16 protein-coding genes are annotated in these 21,020 nt (G+C 74.6%); 11 read left to right on the top strand and 5 right to left on the bottom strand.

All coding sequences use genetic code 11. The features are described 5' to 3' along the window. Positions 1-84 precede the first annotated feature (84 nt). The 9 genes from ABD143_RS10605 (at position 85) to ABD143_RS10565 (ending at position 9,459) form a co-directional block, all read left to right on the top strand. Entirely contained in the window at positions 85-810 is a 726-nt protein-coding gene (locus ABD143_RS10605; RefSeq protein WP_343975041.1) for a GntR family transcriptional regulator, read from the top strand. After that, positions 810-1,238 (top strand): phosphonate C-P lyase system protein PhnG, encoded by a 429-nt coding sequence (locus tag ABD143_RS10600; RefSeq protein ID WP_343975038.1) that lies wholly within the window; start codon positions 810-812, stop codon positions 1,236-1,238. Before ABD143_RS10605 ends, ABD143_RS10600 begins: the two co-directional genes overlap by 1 nt. Further along, entirely contained in the window at positions 1,235-1,807 is a 573-nt protein-coding gene (gene phnH / locus ABD143_RS10595; protein WP_343975035.1) for a phosphonate C-P lyase system protein PhnH, read from the top strand. The genes ABD143_RS10600 and phnH overlap by 4 nt, the downstream gene beginning before the upstream one ends. After that, on the top strand, positions 1,807-2,895 hold the full coding sequence (locus ABD143_RS10590; RefSeq protein ID WP_343975032.1) for a carbon-phosphorus lyase complex subunit PhnI: 1,089 nt from the start codon (positions 1,807-1,809) through the stop codon (positions 2,893-2,895). Before phnH ends, ABD143_RS10590 begins: the two co-directional genes overlap by 1 nt. Beyond that, a complete protein-coding gene (locus tag ABD143_RS10585; RefSeq protein ID WP_343975029.1) occupies positions 2,892-4,742 on the top strand; it encodes an alpha-D-ribose 1-methylphosphonate 5-phosphate C-P-lyase PhnJ in 1,851 nt (616 codons plus the stop codon). The genes ABD143_RS10590 and ABD143_RS10585 overlap by 4 nt, the downstream gene beginning before the upstream one ends. Before the next feature lie 47 nt (positions 4,743-4,789). After that, the gene (locus ABD143_RS10580) at positions 4,790-5,494 is read left to right on the top strand and encodes an ATP-binding cassette domain-containing protein (RefSeq protein WP_343975026.1); all 705 of its coding nucleotides are present in this window, start codon (positions 4,790-4,792) and stop codon (positions 5,492-5,494) included. Then, complete coding sequence (locus ABD143_RS10575) at positions 5,491-6,696, top strand: alpha-D-ribose 1-methylphosphonate 5-triphosphate diphosphatase (RefSeq protein ID WP_343975023.1); 1,206 nt, start codon at positions 5,491-5,493, stop codon at positions 6,694-6,696. Before ABD143_RS10580 ends, ABD143_RS10575 begins: the two co-directional genes overlap by 4 nt. Next, positions 6,693-7,559, top strand: coding sequence for an inositol monophosphatase family protein (locus tag ABD143_RS10570; protein ID WP_343975020.1), 867 nt, complete (start codon positions 6,693-6,695; stop codon positions 7,557-7,559). The genes ABD143_RS10575 and ABD143_RS10570 overlap by 4 nt, the downstream gene beginning before the upstream one ends. 88 nt (positions 7,560-7,647) lie before the next feature. Continuing rightward, positions 7,648-9,459 (top strand): NAD(P)-binding domain-containing protein, encoded by a 1,812-nt coding sequence (locus ABD143_RS10565; protein WP_343975017.1) that lies wholly within the window; start codon positions 7,648-7,650, stop codon positions 9,457-9,459. Positions 9,460-9,535: 76 nt separating this feature from the next. Here the strand turns inward: ABD143_RS10565 and ABD143_RS10560 are convergent, their stop codons facing one another. Together ABD143_RS10560 and ABD143_RS10555 are read right to left on the bottom strand one after the other, a co-directional pair. Further along, positions 9,536-10,882 carry a glutamine synthetase family protein gene (locus ABD143_RS10560; RefSeq protein WP_343975015.1) on the bottom strand — a complete coding sequence of 449 codons (1,347 nt, stop codon included), beginning with the start codon at positions 10,880-10,882 and terminating at the stop codon, positions 9,536-9,538. Then, positions 10,879-11,964 carry an amidohydrolase family protein gene (locus ABD143_RS10555; protein WP_425563742.1) on the bottom strand — a complete coding sequence of 362 codons (1,086 nt, stop codon included), beginning with the start codon at positions 11,962-11,964 and terminating at the stop codon, positions 10,879-10,881. Before ABD143_RS10555 ends, ABD143_RS10560 begins: the two co-directional genes overlap by 4 nt. A gap of 282 nt (positions 11,965-12,246) precedes the next feature. Between ABD143_RS10555 and ABD143_RS10550 the strand changes: the two genes are divergently transcribed. Further along, entirely contained in the window at positions 12,247-13,203 is a 957-nt protein-coding gene (locus ABD143_RS10550) for a L,D-transpeptidase family protein (RefSeq protein WP_343975009.1), read from the top strand. A 169-nt stretch (positions 13,204-13,372) separates the two neighbouring features. Next, complete coding sequence (locus ABD143_RS10545; protein WP_343975006.1) at positions 13,373-13,603, top strand: hypothetical protein; 231 nt, start codon at positions 13,373-13,375, stop codon at positions 13,601-13,603. Between the two features lie 120 nt (positions 13,604-13,723). On the opposite strand, the gene ABD143_RS10540 is transcribed toward ABD143_RS10545, so the two are convergent. The 3 genes from ABD143_RS10540 to ABD143_RS10530 form a co-directional block, all read right to left on the bottom strand. Beyond that, positions 13,724-14,377 (bottom strand): RNA polymerase sigma factor, encoded by a 654-nt coding sequence (locus tag ABD143_RS10540; RefSeq protein ID WP_343975004.1) that lies wholly within the window; start codon positions 14,375-14,377, stop codon positions 13,724-13,726. A 166-nt stretch (positions 14,378-14,543) separates the two neighbouring features. After that, positions 14,544-17,534, bottom strand: a complete 2,991-nt coding sequence (locus ABD143_RS10535) for an AfsR/SARP family transcriptional regulator (RefSeq protein ID WP_343975001.1) — start codon at positions 17,532-17,534, stop codon at positions 14,544-14,546. A gap of 61 nt (positions 17,535-17,595) precedes the next feature. Beyond that, positions 17,596-21,006, bottom strand: coding sequence for a hypothetical protein (locus ABD143_RS10530; protein WP_343974998.1), 3,411 nt, complete (start codon positions 21,004-21,006; stop codon positions 17,596-17,598). Between the last annotated feature and the right edge of the window lie 14 nt (positions 21,007-21,020).

Here is a 21,020-nt window from a genome sequence, read left to right as displayed (position 1 = left end):
CCGGCCCGGGCGTTCATCCCCGTTTCCCTGCCCGTTGCCGCTGCGGCAGTTGTCCGGACAAGCCGGGGCGGCAGCGTTGCTCCCGTGACGGGCAGCAGGTACCTCGAGATCGCCGACGAGCTGGCGGGCGAGCTCGCCGGCGTCGCGCCCGGTACGCGGCTCACCGGTGAGCACGGCATCGGGCAGCGGTTCGGGGTGGGGCGCGCCGCGGCCCGGGCCGCGCTGCAGGAGCTGGAACGCCGGCTGCTGGTGCGCCGCGTCCAGGGCTCGGGGACGTTCGTGAACCGCCGGATCGACTACACGATCTCCCACGACCGCCGCCCGTCCTGGCACGAGACGGTGACCGCCGCGGGCGCGCGCCCGCGGACGGTGGTCCGCGACATCGAGGTGCTCCCGCTCCCGGCCCAGCACGCCAGGTCGCTCGCGCTCCCCGCGGGCACGCCGTGCCACCGGCTGGTGCGGCAGTCCTACATCGACGACCTGCTCGCCGCCCGCGTGTACGAGTGGGTGCCGGTGGCCCTGGTCGCGCACCTCGACCTGGCGATGCACGCGGCCGAGTCACTCGACCTGGTGCTCCGCCAGATGGCCCGCGTGGAGCCGGTGCGGGCGTGGTGCCGGGTGAGCCTCGACGTCCCGCCGCCTGAGGTCTGCGCCGGGCTGGAGATCGAGCCGAGCCGCCCGGTGTGGCTGGTCGAGAGCGTCAGCCGGGACGCCACGAGCGGGCAGCCCGTCATGTGCAGCAGGTCCTGGATGCGCTCGGACGCGGTCCGAGTGGTGGTCGAGCTCGGCTCGAACCCGGAAGGAGATTGATGGACTTCTCACGCGAGAAACGAACAGAACTACTCGCGGTGGCCCGGCCGGAGGAGCTGGTCGGGCTGGCCGACGCCTGCCTCGCCGACGGGGTGGTGCCGCGGGTGCTGCGCGCGCCCGAGGTCGGCTGCGTGGCGACCCAGGTGGCGGAGCCGGTGGCGGGCGAGCGGTTCCTGCTCGGTGACGTGCTGGCCTGCCGCGCCGAGGTCGAGCTGGGCGGCGCCCGGGGCTGGGCGATGCGGCTGGGCGACGACCGGGCCGCCGTGCTGGCGGCCGCGATCTGCGACGCCGAGGTGGAGGCGGGCCGCTCCCACGCGGCCGACGTGCTCGCCCTGTGCGACCGGGTGTCGGCCCGGGTGGCGGCGGCGGACGCAGCGGAGTGGGCGCAGCTCGCGTCCACCGTGGTCGAGTTCGAGGAGCTGACGTGAGCACGACGACCGCGGTGGGGCTCGCCCCGCTCGAGCCCGACACCGCGCAGCGCGCGTTCCGCGCCGTGCTCGACGCGCTCGCGCGGCCCGGCGTCGTGCAGCTGCTCCCGGCGGAACCGGACGTGCCCGCGGCGCTCCTGCCCGTGCTCGCGCTCGCCGACCTCGACACACCCGTGTGCGTCCTCGCCGACGGCGGCGACTGGGCGGACGCGGTCGCGACGGCGACGACCGCGCCGATCACCGGCCTGCCCACTGCCCGGCTCGTGGCCGCACTCCGGACGTTCGCAGCAGACGAGCCCGCGGCGATCCGCACCGGCAGCGCCGCCGCCCCGGAGGACGCCGCGCTCGTCGCCCTCGCCGTTCCCGCGCTCGACGGCGGCACCCCGATCACGCTGCGCGGGCCGGGGATCGCCGGGGCGCGCACCGTCGCCCCGCAGGGCCTGCCTGCCGACCTGCTGGCCGCCCGCGCGGCCGCCACGTTCCCCGCCGGGTTCGACCTGCTGCTCGCCGACCCCGGCGGCCGCGTGTTCGGCATCCCCCGGAGCACCCGGATCGAGATGGAGGCCTGATGGGCTACTCAGGAGCCCGCGGCGGGCTGGAGGCGATCCTCGCCGCCGAGCGGCTCGTCCGCGACGCCCGCGACCACGCCCCGGCGCCGTGGGCGTCCACGACGCAGATCACCGCCCGCTTCCGGCTGGCCGTCGACCGTGTGCAGGGCGAAGCGGGCCTCTACCACGAGCCCACAGCCGCCGACGCGTTCCGGCAGGCCGAGGGCGACACCCTCGAAGCCGCCCATCTCGTGCGGGCCCATCGCTCGACGCTCCCGCGCCTGGCGGTGAGCGAGGCGGTGGACCCCGACGAGATGGTGGTGCTGCGCCGCATCGTCCCGGCCCACCGCACCCCCGACGGGCCCCAGCTCCTGGGCCGCACCACCGACTACACCGGTCGCCGGCTCGAGCGCCCTGCTCAGGCCCCCGCCCGGGTCCCCACCGAGGCCGCCGAGCCACCCGAGCGCACCCCGGAACAGCGCCACCCCACCCGGTTCTCCGCACTGCTGCGCTCGCTCGACCTCCTCGTCGAGCACCCGCGGCCCGAGGCCGAGCCGTTCGACGTGACGCGGCGCCCGGCGCGGCCGCCCGCGCCGCGGTCCGCCGTGCTCGCGTCGATGGCCCGCGCCGAGACCGGTGCCCTCGTGAGCCTCTGGTACCGCTCGGTCCTCGGGCCCGACGGCGACATCCACGAGGTGACGCTCGGCGAGGTCCGCCACGGCCACCTGCCGCTGCGCGTGCGCCACCCGCACACCGGCCGGTCCGTCGAGATCGGTCGCTTCCGGGCCACCGAGACCGAGGCGATCGAGGACCTCGACGGCCCCGACGAGGACCGCACGCGCTTCGACGTCGGGTACGGGATGTGCTTCGGCCACAACGAGCGCAAGGCCATCGCGATGGCGAACCTCGACATCGCCTGCCGCCGCTTCGGCCGCACCGGCCCGCTGGAGCAGCTGCTCCTGCTCACCACCGACGGGCTCGACTCCGCCGGGTTCCTGGAGCACCTGAAGCTCCCGCACTACGTGACGTTCCGTTCGATGGTCGAGCGCAAGCAGGCCATGCGCGCCACCGGGACCGCGACCGAGCCGCCCGGAAGGGACTGCCAGTGACGACCACACCGACTCTCACGACGACCACACTGGGTGTCGATGACCTGCTCGCCGGGATCGACGCCGCCACCCCGCCCGCCGGGATCCTCGACGAGGGCGCCAAACGGGAGATCCGCCGGGCCGCGCTCACCGCGGTGTGCGTGCCCGGCTACCAGGTGCCGTTCGGGTCGCGCGAGATGCCGGTCGCCCGCGGCTGGGGGTCCGGTGGCCTGCAGGTCACGCTGGCCGTGATCGGCGCTGAGGACACCGTGAAAGTGATCGACCAGGGCGACGACGCCGGCGTCAATGCCACCAACCTGCGCCGGCTCATCGCCGACAGCACGGGCTGCGAGCAGTCGGCCGACTCGCGCGAGGCCACGCTCGTCCAGACCCGCCACCGGGTGCCCGAGCAGCCGCTCGAGGACGGCCAGGTGCTCGTGCTCCAGGTGCCGGTGCCAGAGCCGCTGCGCGGCGTGCAGCGCTCCGTGGCCGAGTGCGCGCGCATGCACGCCGAGGCCGACTACTCGACGATGTGGGTGAGCCTCTACGAGGACATCGTCCGCAACGGCGTGATCACCAAGTCGACCGGCTACCCGGTGCTCGTCGGCGGGCGGTATGTCACGGCCACCACGCCGATCCCCCGCTGGGACGTGCCGCGGCTGCACCGGTCGGCTCACCTCAGCCTTTTCGGCGCCGGGCGGGAGAAGCGGATCTACGCGATCCCACCGGACACCGACGTCGAGCCGCTGACGTTCGACGACGTGCCGTTCGAGGTCGAGGAGGCGCAGGTCGAGGGCACCCGCTCCCGCTGTGTGCGGTGCGGTTCGGACGACACGTTCCTCGTCGACGCCGGGCACGGCCGGTTCGCCTGCAGCGACACCGAGTGGTGCGCGCGGGTCGGTGACGGCGACGCCGACCTGGCCGGGCACCGCGCGGCCGCTCCGCTGCACCTGCTCCCCGACCCTGGGCGGCGCGCCGCGACCGTCACCGCGCGGGTGCCGGAGCCCGCGGCCCGCGAGCTGCCCACGGCCGACGAGTGGACGCTGCTGGCCGAGGGCATCGGCAAGGTCCACGGCCCCGGTGGCGCGACCGCGGTGCCGGGCACCGGCCCGGAGCACGGCACCGCGGTCAGCCCGGAGACCGGGGCGATCGTCGCCGCGTGGGACGTCAGGTTCGACGTGGCTCCCGGCGAGGCCATCGGCCTGATCGGGGAATCGGGATCCGGGAAGTCGACGGTGCTGCGCTGCATCGTCGGGGACGAGAAGGCCACGGCGGGGAGCCTCTACCTCTCCGCCGTCGACGGCGGCCGCACCGACGTGCTCACCCTCGACGCCCCGGCCCGGCGGCGCCTGCGGATCGCGACGCTCGGCATCGTCCACCAGGACCCCGCCGACGGACTCGCGCTGGGCGTCTCGGCGGGCGGCAACATCGCCGAGCGCCTCACCGCGGCGGGCTGGCGCAGCTACGGGGCCATCCGCGCCCGCGCCGCCGAACTGCTGGAGCGCGTCGAGGTGCCGCTCTCGCGCATGGACGACCCGGTGCGCACGTTCTCCGGGGGCATGCGCCAGCGCGTCCAGATCGCGAAGGCGCTCGCCACCGACCCGGCCGTCCTGCTGCTCGACGAGCCCACCACCGGACTCGACGCGTCCGTCGCCGCCGGTGTGCTCGACCTGCTGCGCAGCCTGCTCGCCGAGCGGGACGTCGCCGCAGTGGTCGTGAGCCACGACTTCGCGGTGATCGAGGCGCTCACCGACCGCTCACTCGTGATGCAGCTCGGCCGCGTGGTCGAACAAGGCCTCACCGACCAGCTCTTCCGCGACCCGCACCACCCCTACACCCAGCGGCTCGTGGCCGCAGCCCGGAGGTGATCATGGAACCGGCAGTCGAGGGCCCCGTACTCGAAGTGAGGGGCCTGGTGAAAACGTTCACGCTGCACACCGTCGACGGGCGCACGGTCTCGTCGCTGCAGGGCGTCGATCTCGACGTCGCGGCGGGCGAGCACCTGGCGCTGGCCGGGGCGAGTGGCGCAGGCAAATCGAGCCTGCTGCGCTGCGTGCACCGCAGCTACCTGCCCGACGCGGGCACCGTCACGCTGTACCTGGACGACGGGCCCGTTGAGCTGACCGCGCTGCCCGACCGGGCACTTGCCCGGTTGCGGGCCCGCGAACTGGGTTACGTCTCCCAGTTCCTGGCCGCGCCGCCACGCACGGGACCGCTCGAGCTGGTGGCCGCAGCCGCCCGCCGTCGCGGGCTCGACCGGGCGGACGCGGCCGACGCCGCCGCCGGTGCGCTGCGGCGGCTCGCGCTGGACGAGGCGCTGTGGGACGTCGACTGCGGTGTGCTGTCGGGCGGCGAGCGCCAGCGCGTCAACCTCGCGGCGGCCACTGTGCGCCCGCCGCGGCTGCTGCTGCTCGACGAGCCGGTCTCGGCACTGGACCCGGCCAACCGGGAGCTGGCCCTCGACCTGATCGCCTCGCTGTCGGACGCGGGGGTCGCGGTGCTCGCGGTCTTCCACGACGCCGACGCGATGCACCGCCTCGCCACCCGGGTGGTCGAGCTGCGGGACGGGCGGGTGGCCCGCGAGGGCGCGCCTGCCGACGTGCTGGCGGTGGCGGCATGACGACAGCGGCCCCGGCCACCCCACGCTGGACCCTCGCCCGCCCCCCTGCCGACTACGTGCTCGGCCACGTCACGGCCGTGCTCCCCGACCGGTTGCTCGACGACGCCCGCGTGGTCGTGCGGGCCGGGCGGATCGCCGAGGTCGGGCCGCACCCGGCCGGCACGGCGGCCGACGTCGACGGTGGCGGCCGGTACTGCCTGCCCGGTCTGGTCGACGTCCACTCCGACGGGCTGGAGCGCGAGCGGATGCCGCGCCCCGGCGCCGAGCTGCCGTGGCAGTTCGCGATCCGATCCTTCGAGGGCAAGCTGCGCGCCGCGGGCGTCACCACCGTGTTCCACGGCGCCTCGTTCGAGGAGGGCGCCTCGCCGGCCACGCCGCGGACCGTCGCGGGCGCCATCGCGCTCTGCGCCGAGGTGGCCGCCCGTGGCGTCGGCCCGGTGGACCACCGGATCCTGCACCGGCTCGACGTCCGCTCCGCCGATGGCCTCGCGGCGCTGCGGACCCGGCTCGCCGGGCTGCCCGAGCGCGCCGTCGTCTCGCACGAGGACCACACACCAGGGCAGGGCCAGTACGCCGACCGCACCTACTACGAGCGGTTCGTCTCCGGCACCCGGGGCATCGGCCAGGACGAGGCCAGAGCCCACGTCGACGACATGATCGCCCGTCGCGACGCGTTGCTCGACGTACGGACTGAGGCGTTCGAGTTCCTCGGCGAGCGGGCCCAGGCCGGGGCGGTGCAGCTGTTCGGGCACGACCCGGCGTCCGCGGAGGAGATCGCCGCGCTGGCCGCGCGCGGTGGGGCGGTCGCGGAGTTCCCGACAACGGTCGAGGCCGCGGAGGCGGCCCGCGAGCGGGGTATGCCCGTTGTCATGGGTGCACCCAACGCGCTGCGTGGCACGTCCCACGCCGGCAACACCTCGGCTCGCGAGCTCGTCGGGCGCGGGCTCGTGACGGCGCTCGCGTCGGACTACCTGCCCTCCGGGCTGCTCGCGGCGACGTTCCTGATCGCGGCCGAGGGGCTCACCGACCTCCCGGGCGCGGTGCGGCTCGTGACCGCGGGCGCGGCCCAGGCCGTCGGGCTCGACGACCGCGGCGCCCTCGTCCCGGGCGCGCGCGCCGACCTCGTGCTCGCCGAGGCCGGGGAGCCCTGGCCTCTGGTGCGGGCCGTGCTCCGGGCCGAGGCCCAAGGAGCATCTCAGTGAGCGGCCCAGTGAACAGCCCAGGGAGCAGCCCAGGGAGCAGCCCAGAGAGCTGGCCTGTTCCCCAGCCGGTGCTGCCCTCCGGGGTGGACCCGGTGCTCGCCGACACCGTGCACGCGGCCGCGGCCGCGTTCGCCGCCGCCCAGCGCGCGCACAACCGGGCCGCACTCGCCGAGACCGTCGCGACCGGCGCCGACGGCACGCCGACGATGCGGATCGACGTGCTGGTCGAGGACGCGATCACGGCCGTGGCCCGGCGGCACAAGGTGAACGTGCTGAGCGAGGAGGTCGGCTCGGTCGACGTCGGCTCCGCCGTCACGCTCGTCGTCGACCCGCTCGACGGCTCGGCGAACGCCGCCGCGGGCGTGCCGCTGTCCTGCGTGGCCGCCGTGCTCGCGGTCGACGGCGTCCCGGTGGAGGGCGTGACGTACTGGCTGGAGGGCGGGCGGTGCTGGCACGTCCGCGCGGGCGAGCCGGTGCCGTACCGCACCAGCGGGCGCACGGCCCTCGACGGTGCAGCGGTAAGCCTGCTGCGCCCGCACGAGCGCAACGCCGACGCGTGGTGGCGGGTGGCGCGCCGGGCCGCCCGGGTGCGGATCCTGTCCAGCAGCTGCCTGGAGGCCGCCCTCGTCGCCGAGGGCGCCACCGACGCGTTCGCCGACGCGGGCTCGGACACCCACCGGATCGTCGACCTCGCCGCAGCGATGCTCATGGTGCCGGCGGCGGGAGGCGCGGTCGTGGACGCCGCCGGGCGCCCGCTGGAGCTGGACCCGGACCTGACGCGGCGCTGGTCAGGGGTGGTGGCGGCCACCCCGCAGCTGGCGGAGGAGGTCGCAGGCACCATCACCGGAAGGTCAGGGCTGTAGCCGGAACCCTTCCATCGCGGGCGCGACTGTGTGTTCACTGGGGCGGCAGCGCTGCCGCCGGGTCAGCGCCTGACGGCGGGGAGAGACCGTGACCCAGACCCTCGACGCCACTTCGACCACCGCGCGCGACCGCGTCGACGGCTGGTTGTCGGACTTCGAGCAGGCACTCGCCGCTCGCGATGCGGACCGGGTCGCGGGGCTCTTCGCCCCCACCTCCTTCTGGCGCGACCTCATCGCGTTCACCTGGAACCTCACGACCGTCGAGAACCGGGACGGCGTCGCGGACCTGGTGCGTGCGAGCGCCGAGGCGGCAGGCGCGCACGGGTTCCACGTGACCGAGGAGCCCACCGAGGCCGACGGCGTGGTAGAGGCCTGGATCGGGTTCGAGACCGCGGTCGGGCAGGGGCGCGGGCACCTCCGGCTCACCGACGAAGGCGCTTGGACCCTGCTGACCACGCTCTACGAGCTGAAGGGGTACGAGGAGCCCCAGGGCGAAGGGCGGCCAACGGGCGTCGAGCACGGGGTGCGGCCCGGCCGGCTCAGCTGGAAGGAGGCCCGCGAGGCGGAGAACGCCGCGATGGGCAGCACCGCGCAGCCCTTCGTGGTGGTCGTCGGCGGCGGGCAGGGAGGCATCGCGCTCGGCGCTCGGCTGCGGCAGCTCGGGATACCGCACGTGGTGGTCGACCGGCACCCGCGGCCCGGCGACCAGTGGCGCAGCCGCTACAAGTCGCTCTGCCTGCACGACCCGGTCTGGTACGACCACCTGCCCTACATCGACTTCCCGGCGAACTGGCCGGTATTCGCGCCGAAGGACAAGATCGGCGATTGGCTGGAGATGTACACGAAGGTCATGGAGATCAACTACTGGTCCTCCACGACCTGCACGAAGGCCGCCTACGACGCCGCCGAGGGCGAGTGGACCGTGGTGCTCGACCGCGGGGGCGAGCAGGTGGTGCTCCGCCCGAAGCAGCTCGTGCTGGCCACGGGCATGTCGGGCAAGCCGAACGTTCCGGCCATCCCCGGCCAGGACCGCTTCCGCGGCGACCAGCACCACAGCTCTCGCCATCCCGGCCCGGACGCGTACGCGGGCAAGCGGGCCGTCGTGATCGGGTCGAACAACTCGGCCCACGACATCTGCGCAGCGCTGTGGGAGCACGGCGCCGACGTGACGATGGTGCAGCGCTCGTCGACGCACGTCGTGAAGTCGGACTCGCTGATGGACCTCGGGATGAAGGCCCTCTACTCCGAGAGCGCCGTCGCGGCCGGGATCACCACGCAGAAGGCCGACATGACCTTCGCGTCGATCCCGTACCGGATCATGCACGAGTTCCAGAAGCCGATCTACGACGCCATCCGCGAGCGCGACGCCGACTTCTACCGGCGGCTGGAGGAGGCGGGGTTCCTCCTCGACTTCGGCGACGACGACTCGGGCCTGTTCCTGAAGTACCTGCGCCGCGGCTCGGGCTACTACATCGACGTCGGCGCGTCGGAGCTGGTGGCGAACGGCGACGTGAAGCTCGCGCACGGCGCCGTCCGCGAGCTGACGGAGGACGCGGTGGTGCTGGAGGACGGCAGCCGGCTTCCGGCCGACGTCGTCGTCTACGCCACCGGCTACGGCTCGATGAACGGCTGGGCCGCCGACCTGATCAGCCAGGAGGTCGCCGACACGGTCGGGAAGGTGTGGGGCCTGGGCTCGGACACCCGCAAGGACCCCGGGCCGTGGGAGGGCGAGCAGCGGAACATGTGGAAGCCCACCCGGCAGGAGGGGCTGTGGTTCCACGGCGGGAACCTGCACCAGTCCCGGCACTACTCGCTGTACCTGGCCCTGCAGCTCAAAGCGCGCTGCGAGGGGATCCCGACGCCGGTGTACGGGGTGCCGGAGACCCACCACCTCGCCTGATGGGTCTCTACAGCTAGTGCCCCGCGCCGCAAAACTGGATCCGCCGATATACGCACCGGACTTCCGGCGCGGGACGCTAGAAGACGCTGAAGGTCGCCGCCCGCACCGCGTCGTCGCCCATGCCCGCGCAACGGTCGTACTCGGCGCGCCGCGTGGCGAGCACGCAGCGCCCGAGCAGGTCGCCGAGACCGTCCATGAGCACGGCGTCCTGCTCGAGGTGCGCGAGTGCCGCGCGCTGGTCGGCTGGCAGCGGCCGGATGCCGCAACGCTCCGCCTCCTCCGGCGAGAGCGCGGCCGGGTCGGCGGCAGCCGCCTCGGGGAGGTCGAGGCCGCGGGCCAGCCCGTCCAGCCCGGCGAGGATGAGTCCGCCCAGCGCCAGATGCGGGTTGCTGCTGGCGTCGCAGGCCTTCAGCTCGGCATTGGCGCTCTCCCACTCCCGCCCCCGGAACGGGGACGTCACCCGCAGCGCCGCCTCCCGGTTGTCGTAGCCCCACGAGACGGTGGAGCCCGCCCACGCGCTCGGCCGGAGCCGGTCGTACGACAGGTACGACGGGCAGGTCAGCGCGACGAGCGCGGGCAGGTGGTCGAGCACGCCGGCGAGGAACGCCCGGCCGCGCGGCGAGAGCGCGAACGGGTCGCCCGCGTGCGGGAGGACGTTGGTCGTGCCGGTCTCGTCCCAGATCGAGAAATGCACGTGGCAGCCGCTGCCGATCGCGTCGGGGAACGGGCGCGGCGCGAACGAGGCCAGCAGGCCGTGCCGGGTCTCGACGACCCCGCGCACGGTGTCGCGGACGCGCAGTTGCTGGTCGGCGGCGGCGAGCGCGTCGGCGTAGCGGACCGAGATCTCCTGCTGCCCCGGCCCGTACTCGTTGATCGCCTGCTCGACCACGATGCCCTGCTCGACGAGCGCATCGACGACGTCGTTGATCACGGGCGCGGCCCGGTCCAGGCCCGCCGACGAGTACACCGGCCCGTCGCCCCACGGCCGCGGCCCGTCGGGTGTGCGTTCGGCGAGGTAGAACTCGTTCTCGAACGCGGACCGCACCAGCAGGCCCGCAGCGGCGGCCCGCTCGACCGCCTTCTTCAGGAACGCACGTGGGCAGCAGCCCCAGTCGAGCCCGTCGTGCCCGACCTGGTCGCACAGCACGCTCGCCACGCCGTCCAGCCAAGGCAGCCGCACGTAGGTCGCGGGGTCGGGGACGATGCGGATCTCCCCGACCGGCTCCATCCCCGCGATCGGCACGAGGTCGTCGAGCACGTTGAGGGCGTTCTGCGCGCGGGTGAGCCCCAGCCCCGACTCCAGCGCGCCGGCGAGCCGCGCCACGTGCACCTGCTTCCCGCGGATCACCCCGCTCGGGTCGCAGTAGAGGAACCGGACGAGCCGCACCCCGTCGGCCACGGCCCGTTCGACCAGGCCCGTCACACCTGCTCCAGCCCGTACACCCGCCGGGCGTTGCCCGCGCCGACCATCCCCGCTACGCGCACGGCGTCCGCGTGCGACCAGTCGCCGTCGGCGACCCACTCGCCGAGCACCGACGTCATCGCCCGCCGCCAGAGGAGCGCGCCCAGGTGGTGCAGCTCGGGCGGGCCGAACGCGTCGGAGGAGAAGAGCACCTTCCCGAACGGCGCCACCTCCAGCGACTCCGCGACGACCGCCCGGCTGCGGGCGCCCGTGAAGTTGACGGCCAGCCCGACGTCCATGTGGACGTGCGGGAACACCGAGGCCAGGTAGGCGGCGGTCCGGTGGTGTGGGTAGCAGTGCAGCAGCAGCACCGGGACCCGCACGCGGCGGACGAACTCCGTCATGAGCGACGGGTCGGTGCGGTGCATCGTCAGGTCCGGGTCGCCGAGCCCGACGTGGAACTGCAGCGGCAGGCCCGTCTCGACGCCCGCCCACAGCAGGTGGCGCAGCAGCACCGGATCGGTTACCCGCCCGCCTGCCCGCAACCAGGTCCCGGCCGCCTGCCGCACCTCGGCCGCTGTGGGCGGCTCCGGTTCGAAGTCGAGGCCGTAGCGGTACGCGATCACCGACTTGAGCCCGACCGCGGTGCGGGCCCGCTCGTGCAGCGCGGCGGCGAGGGCGCCCGCGAAGCCGGCGGCGTCCGTGCCGCCCCCGGCCACGTCCTCGGCGACGGCCTCCAGCCGCACGACCTCCGCCGCCTGCGCGCCGGCGGCCGCCGCCATCGCGGACGGCGCGAGGATCTCCCTGGCCCGGTAGCCGGTCTCGACCAGGAAGAGCGCGATCCCGCTCGCCCGCAGGAGCCGGCGCGTCACCTCCTGCACGCCGAGCTCCGCACGCCGGGCGGCGTACTCGCCGGCGTCGACGTGCGGGGGCAGGTCCAGCACCGGGGCGCACCACCGGCGCACGGCGAAACCGAGCTGGGAGTCCAGGTAGCTGGTGCCGGGCGCCGCCGGGAACGGGGACTCGGTGAGGCCCGCGGCGAGCGCGGCGACATCCAGGGGCGCGGTCGCGGCGCCGTGCACGTGGTGGTCGACCAAGGGCATCGCCTCGATGGCCGCAGCAAGCGACGCCGCCGGGGACCCCACCGGCAGCACCGACCGGGACTCGGTAACCACGGGCAGAGCAGACACCGGTGCGCCTGCGCGGTCAAGATCCGGCCGGGATGCCCCCTTCCGGGGTGACGTTTCGGCAACCGAGCGGGCAGTCTCCGCGGTTCGCGCCCTGCTGTACAGGATGATCCAGACGCCACAGGCCCCGTCCGGACCGATGTTTCGAACCGGCGCGTGTCCGGGCACGATCAACTTGAGATCGAGGGGGGAGTCGTCATGGTCGAGGGCCTGGCCCATGAGGAGCGCGCGGAGCGCCCCGCACCCGCCGCTCCGGTCACACGGCCGGTCACACCTGCCCGGAGGGTGCGGCTCGCCGTCGCACTCGTGGTCGCCAGCGGTCTGACACTGACCGCAGGCTGCGCGGGCCCGACGGGCAGATCGCCGAGCGCCGCTCCCCCGGCCGCACCGGCCCTGCCCACCACCGCTCCCACCACCACCGCTGCTCCCACCACCGCTCGCACCACCGCTCGCACCACCGCTCGCACCACCGCTCGCACCACCGCCCCCTCGGCGGCCCCGCCCACCGCGGTGGAACCCGGCCCGGCGGCTCCCGATCCCGCGGCCGACCCCGCGAGCACGTCCCTGAAGCTGGGCGACGAGAGCCCCGCTGTCGGCGCGCTCCAGCAGCGCCTCGCCGATCTCGGCTTCTGGCTCGGCGACGCCGACGGCAACTACGGGCAGCTCACCCGGCAGGCCGTGATGGCGTTTCAGAAGGCCGAGGGCATCACGCGCGACGGGGTCGCGGGCCCGCAGACCCAGCAGTACCTCCAGTCGGCCTCCCGGCCGACCCCGCGGGACGCTTCGGGCGACCACATCGAGGTCGACCTCGAACGCCAGCTCCTGCTCGTGGTGGGCGACGGGCAGGTCCAGTGGGCGTTGAACACCTCCACCGGCAACGGCGAGGCCTACTCCCGGCCCTCCGGCGGCAGTGGCGTCGCGAGGACGCCGCGCGGCGACTTCGCCGTCGAGCGCCAGATCAACGGCCTGCGCCGCGCCGAGCTGGGCGACCTCTACCGCCCCAAGTACTTCCGCGGTGGCATCGCGGTGCACGGTTCGGGCAGCATCCCGGCCAACCCGGCCTCGCACGGCTGCGTGCGGGTCACGAACTCGGCAATGGACCTGCTGTGGTCCAGCGGCGTCGCCGAGATCGGGACCCCCGTCAGCGTCTACTGAGAACATCAGCGTCTACGGAGAACATCAGCGTCCACTGAGAACTGCTGAGCCGCCCGGCGGCGGGTCGCAGCCCGCAGCGCCCGCCGTTGGAGTGTTCGGGGCATCATGTACGCGTGTTGTTCATGTCCTGGCCACCTTCACCGGCTTTCGCTGCCCGGCAGAGCCGCGGGTGAGCGCGCCGCTGGAGGTCACGCGGCTGCTCCAGAACCCACTCGGCCAGGCCGCGCCCGAAGGTGCCCGCGGTGACATCGTCCGCGTGAGCGACGGGACGGTCGCGGTCTACCTGACCCCCGCGGAGTTCGACGCGGCCAGCGAGTCCGACCTGCGCTACCTGCTGGCCCGGCGGGCCGTCGCCCGCGAGGCCGGCAAGGAGGGCCACCGACGGGGCGACCGCGCCTGAGGGAGAGGTCCGCGCGGGGGGTTCAGCGCTCGGCTCGGGCCGCGTCGGGGAGGGCGGCCCTGCCCGCGCCCGGGGAACCGGGTGGCACCTTCCCTGGTCGGCGACCCGCCACTTGCTGCTTCAGCTCACGAGTTGCGGCTCCCGGGACCGGTCCGCGCCGAACCCGGCCCGCTCCAGCGTGCCCCGCAGGTTGCGCAGGACTCGCCCGCGGGTCGGCCCGATGCTCCCGACCGGGATCCCCACGACCTGCGACACCTCGACGTAGGGCAGCTCCGGGTCGAAGAACAGCGCCTGCACGAGCGCCTGCCTGCGGCCGGTCAACCCCGCAACGGCGGCTCCAACGGCCAGCCGGGCCTCCTTCCGCACGACCACGGCCTCCGGACCGGGCACGACGGCCGGGCGCTCGCCCGCCACGCGCTCGTCCGGGACTTCACGGTGGGAACGGCGCAGCAGCGCCAGGCACTCGCGATCGGCGGTGGTGGCGAGCCAGCCGCCGAGGCGCTCGGCATCCCGCAGCGTGTCGAGCCGCTCCAGCGCGCGCAGCCAGGTGTTCTGGACGACGTCGGCCGCGTCCGCCTGCTGCAGCCGGTACGTCCCGACGACCCGCCGCACCAGGCCGCCGTAGCGGGACACCAGTTCGTCCCACGCGCCGGGCACGCGGCGGCGGGCCCCGTCGACGAGCTCTGTGGTGGTCATCGCAGCAGGGGTGGTGGTGGTCCGGGCAGTGGTCGTCGTGGGCAGGCTCGCGGGCGAACGCAGTGCGGGGGCGGGCATGGCTTTCTCCCTATGGCGCCGGGGGCTTGTTGCGCGGCACCACCGTGGTCGTCCCGGCTTGCAGCGACCTTGCAAGCGGCATCTGCACGTTTCGTATGCACGTGCATCGGCCCTGTGCATCGGCCCTGTGCATCGGCACCGTGCATCGGCACCGCCGCGAGGGACGCTAGACGGAGCGCGGCCCCGCCTCGGCCCGCTCGCGCCACCGCGTCGCTGCGCCCGCGTCGCCTACCGCCGTGTAGACGGTCACGGCGTCCGCGGCGATCCGCGCCCACTCGGCGCTGTTGCCTGCCGCCCGCGCGGTGGCGACCGGCAGCACCTCCTCCAGGAGTGCGGTCGCGCGTTTCCGCTGGCCTGCCACCGCGAGCGCCACCGCGAGCCTCCGGCCGGCGAGCAGAGTGCTGGCGTGCGCCGGCCCGAGCGCAGTGCCGAAGATCGTGTGCGCCCTGACCTGCGCCTGCACCGAGTCGGCGACCAGGCCCGCGTCGGCCTGGGCGAGCCCGAGGTTCGTCAGCGCCATCCCGACGCGCGAGTCGTCCGGGCCGAACACCCGCTCCAGCAGCCGGACGGCCCGCAGGTGCGCCTCGACGGCCTCCTCGACCTTCCCCTGCAGCCGCAGCGCGTAACCCAACTTGTCGTACGCCTGCGCGGTGTCCGGGTGGTCGGCGCCGCAGATGTCGGTGAACACGTCGATCACCCGACGCTGGAGGCTCACCGCGGTGGCGAGCCGACCGGCGTCCTGCTCCACCATGCCCAGCCCGGCGGTGGCGTGCGCCCATTCCCGGTCGCTGCCCCGGCCCTGCCGCTCGAATTGTGCGCGCGCCTGCCGGAAGGCCCGCCCGGCAGGGCCGAGCTGCCCTGCCGCCCACAGCGTGTATCCGAGGTCGGTGAGCACGGTCGGGACCGGGTCGTGGTCGCGTCCCGACTTCCGCAGCGCCGCCAGGGCGCGCTCGTGTGCGGCAACAGCCCCTTCGATGTCGTCGGCGCAGTTGAGGACGTGCCCGAGCCGGTTGTAGGCGTGGGCGAGCCCCACGTCGTCCGGCTCGACGAGGCCGTCCAGCACCTCGACGGCGCGCCGGTGCAGGTCCAGGGCCTCGGCGAGGCGGCCGGAGGCGTCGAACGCCTCTCCCAGCTGGCAGAGCAGCCGCCCCTCCTGCACGCGGTCGCGCCAGTCGCTGTGCAGGCGCACGAGCCGCAGCGCCGCCTCGATCACCTGGATCGCGGCCGGGTACAGCGCGCGGGCGGCGTAGCGGGCCGCCAGCTCGGCGAGGGACTCCACGAGCCCGGCAGGCGCGACCCCGAGCTGCTCGCCGTGCCCGGCGAGGACGATGAGGTGCGCGCCGGTGCCCGCCCAGCCGGTGCCGTTCCCCCCAGTGGCGGGCTGGGTGGCAGCCGGCGTGGCGTCGGGGGTGAGCGCGCACAGCTCCACGGCCTCCTCGAGCCGCAGCAGTCGCGTCGGCTCGGGAAGCCGCGCCCGCACGACGTCCTGCACGAGACGGTGCACCCGCAGCACGTTCCGGGCCCGGTCGACGAGCGAGAGGCGCAGCAGCTCGGCGACGGCGTCCTGCAGGTCCAGCTCGTCCTCGGTGAGGGGAGCGAGCAGGTCGAGGGCGATCGCGTCGGAGGCGAGGAACGCCATCACCTCGAGCACGGCCGCGGCCCGCGGCGACCGCCGGCCCAGCCGCTCGAAGGCCAGCTCCCAGGTGGTGGCGACGGTCGGCCCCGACCCCCCGGCCTCACGCACGAGCAGGTTGCTACGCCTGCCGTGGAACAGGCGCACGTAGTCGGGCACCGGCATCCCGGTCTGCTCCACGTACGCGCAGGCCTGTTCAAGCGCCAGTGGCAGGTCGCCCACCAGCTCGGCCAGGGCGTCGGCGCCCTCCTCGTCGTCGTCCCCACTGCGCGCGAGCACGTACGCGACCGACTCGTGCCGGGCCAGCGGGGGCAGCACGACCGGCCTGGCAAGACGCCGCCAGGCGGGGTTGCGCGAGGTGATCAGGACGTCGCCGTGCCGCCCGGCCGGGAGATAGGGCTCGATCAGGCGCGGCTCGTCGACGTTGTCGAAGACGAGGACCCAGCCGGGTGTCCGGTCCAGCTCGGCCCACAGCGCGGCCCGCGCGTCCTCCTCCCGCTCGTAGTGAGCGATGCCGACGGCCGCGGCGAGGTCGGCGAGGCTCGTGGCGGTGCCCGCCGGGTCCTCGGCGGCGACCCACCATGCGGCACGGCCCTCCCGGTGCCTGCGGTGGGCGAGCTCGACGGCCAGCTCGGTCTTGCCCACCCCGCCGAGCCCGGCCAGCGCGATCGCGCGTGCCCTGGCCGTGTCGTCGTCGAGGGCCCGAACCAGCTCGTCCAGCAGGTCCTCGCGCCCGACGAAGGCCCGGTTGCGCGGCGGCAGGTTCACCGGGAGCACGCGCGCGGCCACCGCCGGGGGCGCGGGCGTCGCCTGGGCGAGCACCGCGGCGTGTACAGCGCGCAGCGCCGGCGCGGGGTCCACCCCCAGCTGCTCGGCCAGCGCGCGGCGGCAGCGTTCGAACGCCGCGAGCGCGTCGGCCTGCCGGCCGGCGGCGTACAGCGCGGTGACGAGCCGGGCGGCCAGCGACTCCCGCAGCGGGTCGTCGGCGGTCAGCAGCTCCAGCAGCGCCACGTCCTCCGCGGCCCGGCCGACCCGCGCGTGCGCGTCGGCGAGCAGCTCCGCCGCCACCACCCGTTGGTCCTGCAGCCGCGCGACCACCGGCTCGAGGAAGGCCCTGTCGCCGAGTGCGCCGAAGAGCCGCGGGCCCGTCCAGCGGGCGAGCGCCGCCTCGAGCACTCGCGCGGCCGCTGCGTCGTCGCCCCTCGCCAGGGCCTGCCGGCCGCGCCCTACGTCGGCGGCGAACCTGTCCGCGTCCACGGTGACGATCTCCCGGTCGAGCACGTAGCCGCCCCCGCGCCTGCGGATCGCGTCGGAGCCGAGCAGCCCGCGCAGCCGCGAGACGTAGGCGTGAACGGACGCGACCGGTGCCGGGATCGCGTGCGGTCCCCAGACGTCCTCGATGATCTGCTCGACGGAGACCACGTCGCCGGCGCCCGCGAGCACGCGCGCCAGCACGGCCTGCTGGCGGGGGCCGCCGAGCCCGACGTCGGCGCCGCCGACCGACGCGGCGAACGTGCCCAGCACGCGGATCGCCGCCCGCGCCCCTGGCCCGGGTCCCGATGCCTGTCCGCCGACGGTGCCTATCTCAGGCTCCGTAATCCGTGAACACGATGTCCACCGTGTACGCGAAGGCCCCGCCGTCCGGGCAGGCCAGCTCGACCGCGTCGGTCAGCACCCGGTGCAGGCGCAGCCAGTCCTCCGCGATGCCCTGCGCAGCGGCCCCCGCGACGTCGTGGACGAACGCCGGGGCCGTCAGCCGGCAACCCTCGCCGGGGGTGAGCGTCACGTGCAGCCCGCCGGGCCCGGTCAGCCGGAACGCGCTCCAGTCGGGGTCGCTCGTGCGCTGCTGGAACGCCCCGGTGGTCAGGGCCGCGCGCACGTCGAGGCAGAACTCGTTGCCGACCAGGTGCCCGGCAGGCGCATCCTCGTACCGGACCTCGAGCCGGGCGCCGTCCAGCCGGAAGGACTTCGTGAACGACGGCCCCTCGTGCCACACCACGCCGGTGGCGGCACCGGGGACCGGCGCGGCCTTCCCGGCACGGTCGAGCGCGCAGGCTCGCGCGAACGTCTCGTCGTCGACGGGACCGGCGGGCTGCGGGCCGACCGCGGGGCCGTAGGTGTAGCGCACGCAGGGCTCCGCCGGGTCGGGGGCGGCGACATACTCGTTGAACGTGTCCGGGTAGAGCCACTCGCGCGGCGAGGGCTGCCGCGGCCGGTCCTCGCGGCGCAGCCCGACGCGCGGCGCAGCCTGGATGAGGTCGGAGGCGACGTAGAGGTGGTTGGGTGTGAGGACGGTGTTCTCCAGCACGCCCCCGTCGCAGGTCAGCCAGTCCCCGGTGGGGCGGCCCGGCACGGGGCCGGTCCACTGGTGGACCTTGGGGGTGCCACTCACGCACGCCGCGCGCCCGGTGCGGCCGTCGAGGGCGAACAGATGGGTGACCCGGCCGCCGTTGCGGTCGAGCACGGCGAGGACCTCGCGGTTGTAAAGGATGTCCGTCGGGAGCAGGTCGCGGTCCCAGTGCAGGCCGTCGGCGCCGCCGAGCCCGGCCGCGCGCACCTGAGGCAGGAGCGGGCCGTCGTTGAGATGGGTGCGGTCGTCGGGGGCGGTGCGCGCCCAGCCGGCCCACACGGCGGCCGCGAGGTACACGTGGGCGTTACGCAGTTGCAGGCTCGCCGCCACGACGAAGTCCTCGGGCGAGATCACCCCACAGCGCTTGTTGACGAAGCCTCCTTCGAGGGGCTCCTTGTTCCACATCATCTCGTGGTGCAGCGCGAGGAAGGTCATCCACGCCAGGTCGACCATCCCCTGGTCGGGCTCGACGTCGAACCCGGCCGCCTTCGGCGGCCAGCCCACGAGGGTGTCCTCGACGTCGCGCGACAGCTCGCCGAGCGATGTGCCGAGCCAGAGCGAGCGGGTGGCCGCCCACTGCTGCTCCCAGGTGTCGAAGTGCAGCAGGTTGCCGTACCGGTCACGCTCCGTCGCCCCGGCCGGGTCCACCGACGGGCAGGTGGCGCTGGCGAGCGGTGAGTACAGCGGCACGGGCTTCGCGGCGGCCACGTCCGGGTCGGCCACGGTCACCACCCGCACCCAGGGATGGTCGCGCAACCAGCAGAGGGTGGCCTGGTACTTGTCGTTGAAGTGCACGGGCCGGCCTGAGTAGTCCCCGTCGAACCAGCCGTTGCCCGACGCCTTGTCGGCGTCGTCGCCGTAGACCAGTAGCACGGGCGACGAGTCGTTCCCGGTCTCCACGGAGTTGCGGTGCAGGCCCTGCATCAGGATCTCCCGCAGACTCCGTGCCGCCTTGCCCCTCGCCGCCTCGTCGTCCCCACCGCCGACCATCGCCTCCCGCACGGCGTCCTCGATGGGCAGGATCGTCGCGCCGGTCCGGGGGTCGCGCAGGAGCCTGTTGCCCGCGAAGCCGGGGGCGGCCTCCGGGAAGAACTTGTTCTGCAGCCCGCCGGAGTCCTCGCCGGACGCATGACACAGCGTGGAGCGGTCGAGCACCAGGTACCGCACGAGGCCCGGGTTCGCCGCGAACACCTCGTGCTCCTGCGGTGTGCCGCCGTAGAGGCGCTGGTCAGGGTAGTAGACCGCGAGCCCGTCCGCCGGGGAGCCGGGCAGGAACGCCCCGATCACCTCATGGCCGCGGCGGATCTCCTCGACGTTGGCCTCGGCCGTGTAGTACGGGGTGCGGTGGGCGCCGAACCCGGCGTTGACCGGAACGAGCACACCCCGCTCGGCGACATCGGCCCGGATCTCCCGGAACTCCTCGGGACAGTCGTGAGCGAGCATCGTGAGCACCGGGGCGTTGAACGCCCACATGCTCGGGACGCCGAAGTACCGGTGGCCCTCGAACGTCAGCGCGTAGCCGTCGGGGTCGGCGTCCTCCCCGCTGCCGGGACGGCTCGACCAGGTGCCGTACTCGTCCCGCATCGTCACGCCCGCGTACGTGCGCGGCGGTTCGTATCGGTCGACGGGCGCGCCGAACAGGTCGTTGAGGCCCTGGATGCAGTAGTTGACGATCATCAGCCAGACCGGCTCGGGCGGGTCGGCGGAGAGGTCGACCGGGGAGCCGGGCTCCCATGCCGGGGCGTGCACGGTGACGGCAGGGTGCGAGCCGTCGGCCGGCACCGGCACGGAGACCAGCACCGCGTCGAGCTGGCGGTCGAGGAGCGGAATCAGCACCGGGTCGCCCGGTCGGGCCTGGTTGCGGTCGGCCCCGAGGTCGAACTCGTCGTCACCGACCCGGACCCGCACGGGCGGCCTGGAGTCCTCCCGGTCGCGCAGGATCGTGGACAGGAAGTCGACGCGGACGTGGTCCATCCCGCCGCTGCGGCTGTGCATCAGCGTCCAGTGCCGCAGCTCGGGCTCACCCTGCCCGCCGTCGGGCAGGCGGACGGCCCGCACGTCGGAGGCGGTGAACCGGGGCGCCGAGGCGCGCAGCGCGAACGCGGACTCCGCCGCGCCCTGCACCATCGGCGTGGTGGCCCGCACCGTGTACTCCACGAGCGCGTCGCGGCGCAGGCCACGGACGGTCAGCCGGTAGAACGTCTTGTCGTTCCCGGCGTCGAGCACCGCCCGGTCCAGGTCCACGCTGTGCCGCCGCTGGTCGAGCACCTCGGGTTCGCCGCGCAGCAGCGAACCGCGGCGCACCTCGCGGGCCATCGTGCTGCGGTTGAGCACCTCGACGCCGCCGCCGTCGTCCGAGCTGTGCCGGCGCGGGCCCCCCGGCTCCGGCGGGTCGGTGCGCACCTCGACCTCGACGCGTGCGGTCTCGCCCCACCCGCTCACCACGCCGACGGGCAGCACGAGGTCGACGAGTCCGGCGTCGCCCTCGTGCGGCACCACCCGCGGCAGGGTGTCGGTCTCGGCGTGCCAGCAGGCCAGCACCACGTTCCCCGCGAGGCGCACAAGGCCACGCGCCGACCCGAACGCGCCGGTCGGCGGCGTGCACCGCGGGAGAGGGGCCGCTCGGTGCTGCACATCGTCTGTCATGGCGACCTTCTCCG

This window comes from Pseudonocardia aurantiaca (assembly GCF_039526725.1).
Lineage (GTDB): Bacteria > Actinomycetota > Actinomycetes > Mycobacteriales > Pseudonocardiaceae > Pseudonocardia > Pseudonocardia aurantiaca.
The sequence above is the reverse complement of the archived record's forward strand: the minus strand, read 5'-3'. Positions and strand labels throughout refer to the sequence as shown.

Coding starts and splice junctions, on each gene's coding strand:
- ABD143_RS10600 (WP_343975038.1), top strand. CDS start 810: ATGGACTTCTCACGCGAGAAACGAACAGAACTACTCGCGGTGGCCCGG.
- ABD143_RS10590 (WP_343975032.1), top strand. CDS start 1,807: ATGGGCTACTCAGGAGCCCGCGGCGGGCTGGAGGCGATCCTCGCCGCC.
- ABD143_RS10575 (WP_343975023.1), top strand. CDS start 5,491: ATGACGACAGCGGCCCCGGCCACCCCACGCTGGACCCTCGCCCGCCCC.
- ABD143_RS10555 (WP_425563742.1), bottom strand. CDS start 11,964: ATGCCCTTGGTCGACCACCACGTGCACGGCGCCGCGACCGCGCCCCTG.
- ABD143_RS10550 (WP_343975009.1), top strand. CDS start 12,247: ATGGTCGAGGGCCTGGCCCATGAGGAGCGCGCGGAGCGCCCCGCACCC.
- ABD143_RS10540 (WP_343975004.1), bottom strand. CDS start 14,377: ATGCCCGCCCCCGCACTGCGTTCGCCCGCGAGCCTGCCCACGACGACC.
- ABD143_RS10530 (WP_343974998.1), bottom strand. CDS start 21,006: ATGACAGACGATGTGCAGCACCGAGCGGCCCCTCTCCCGCGGTGCACG.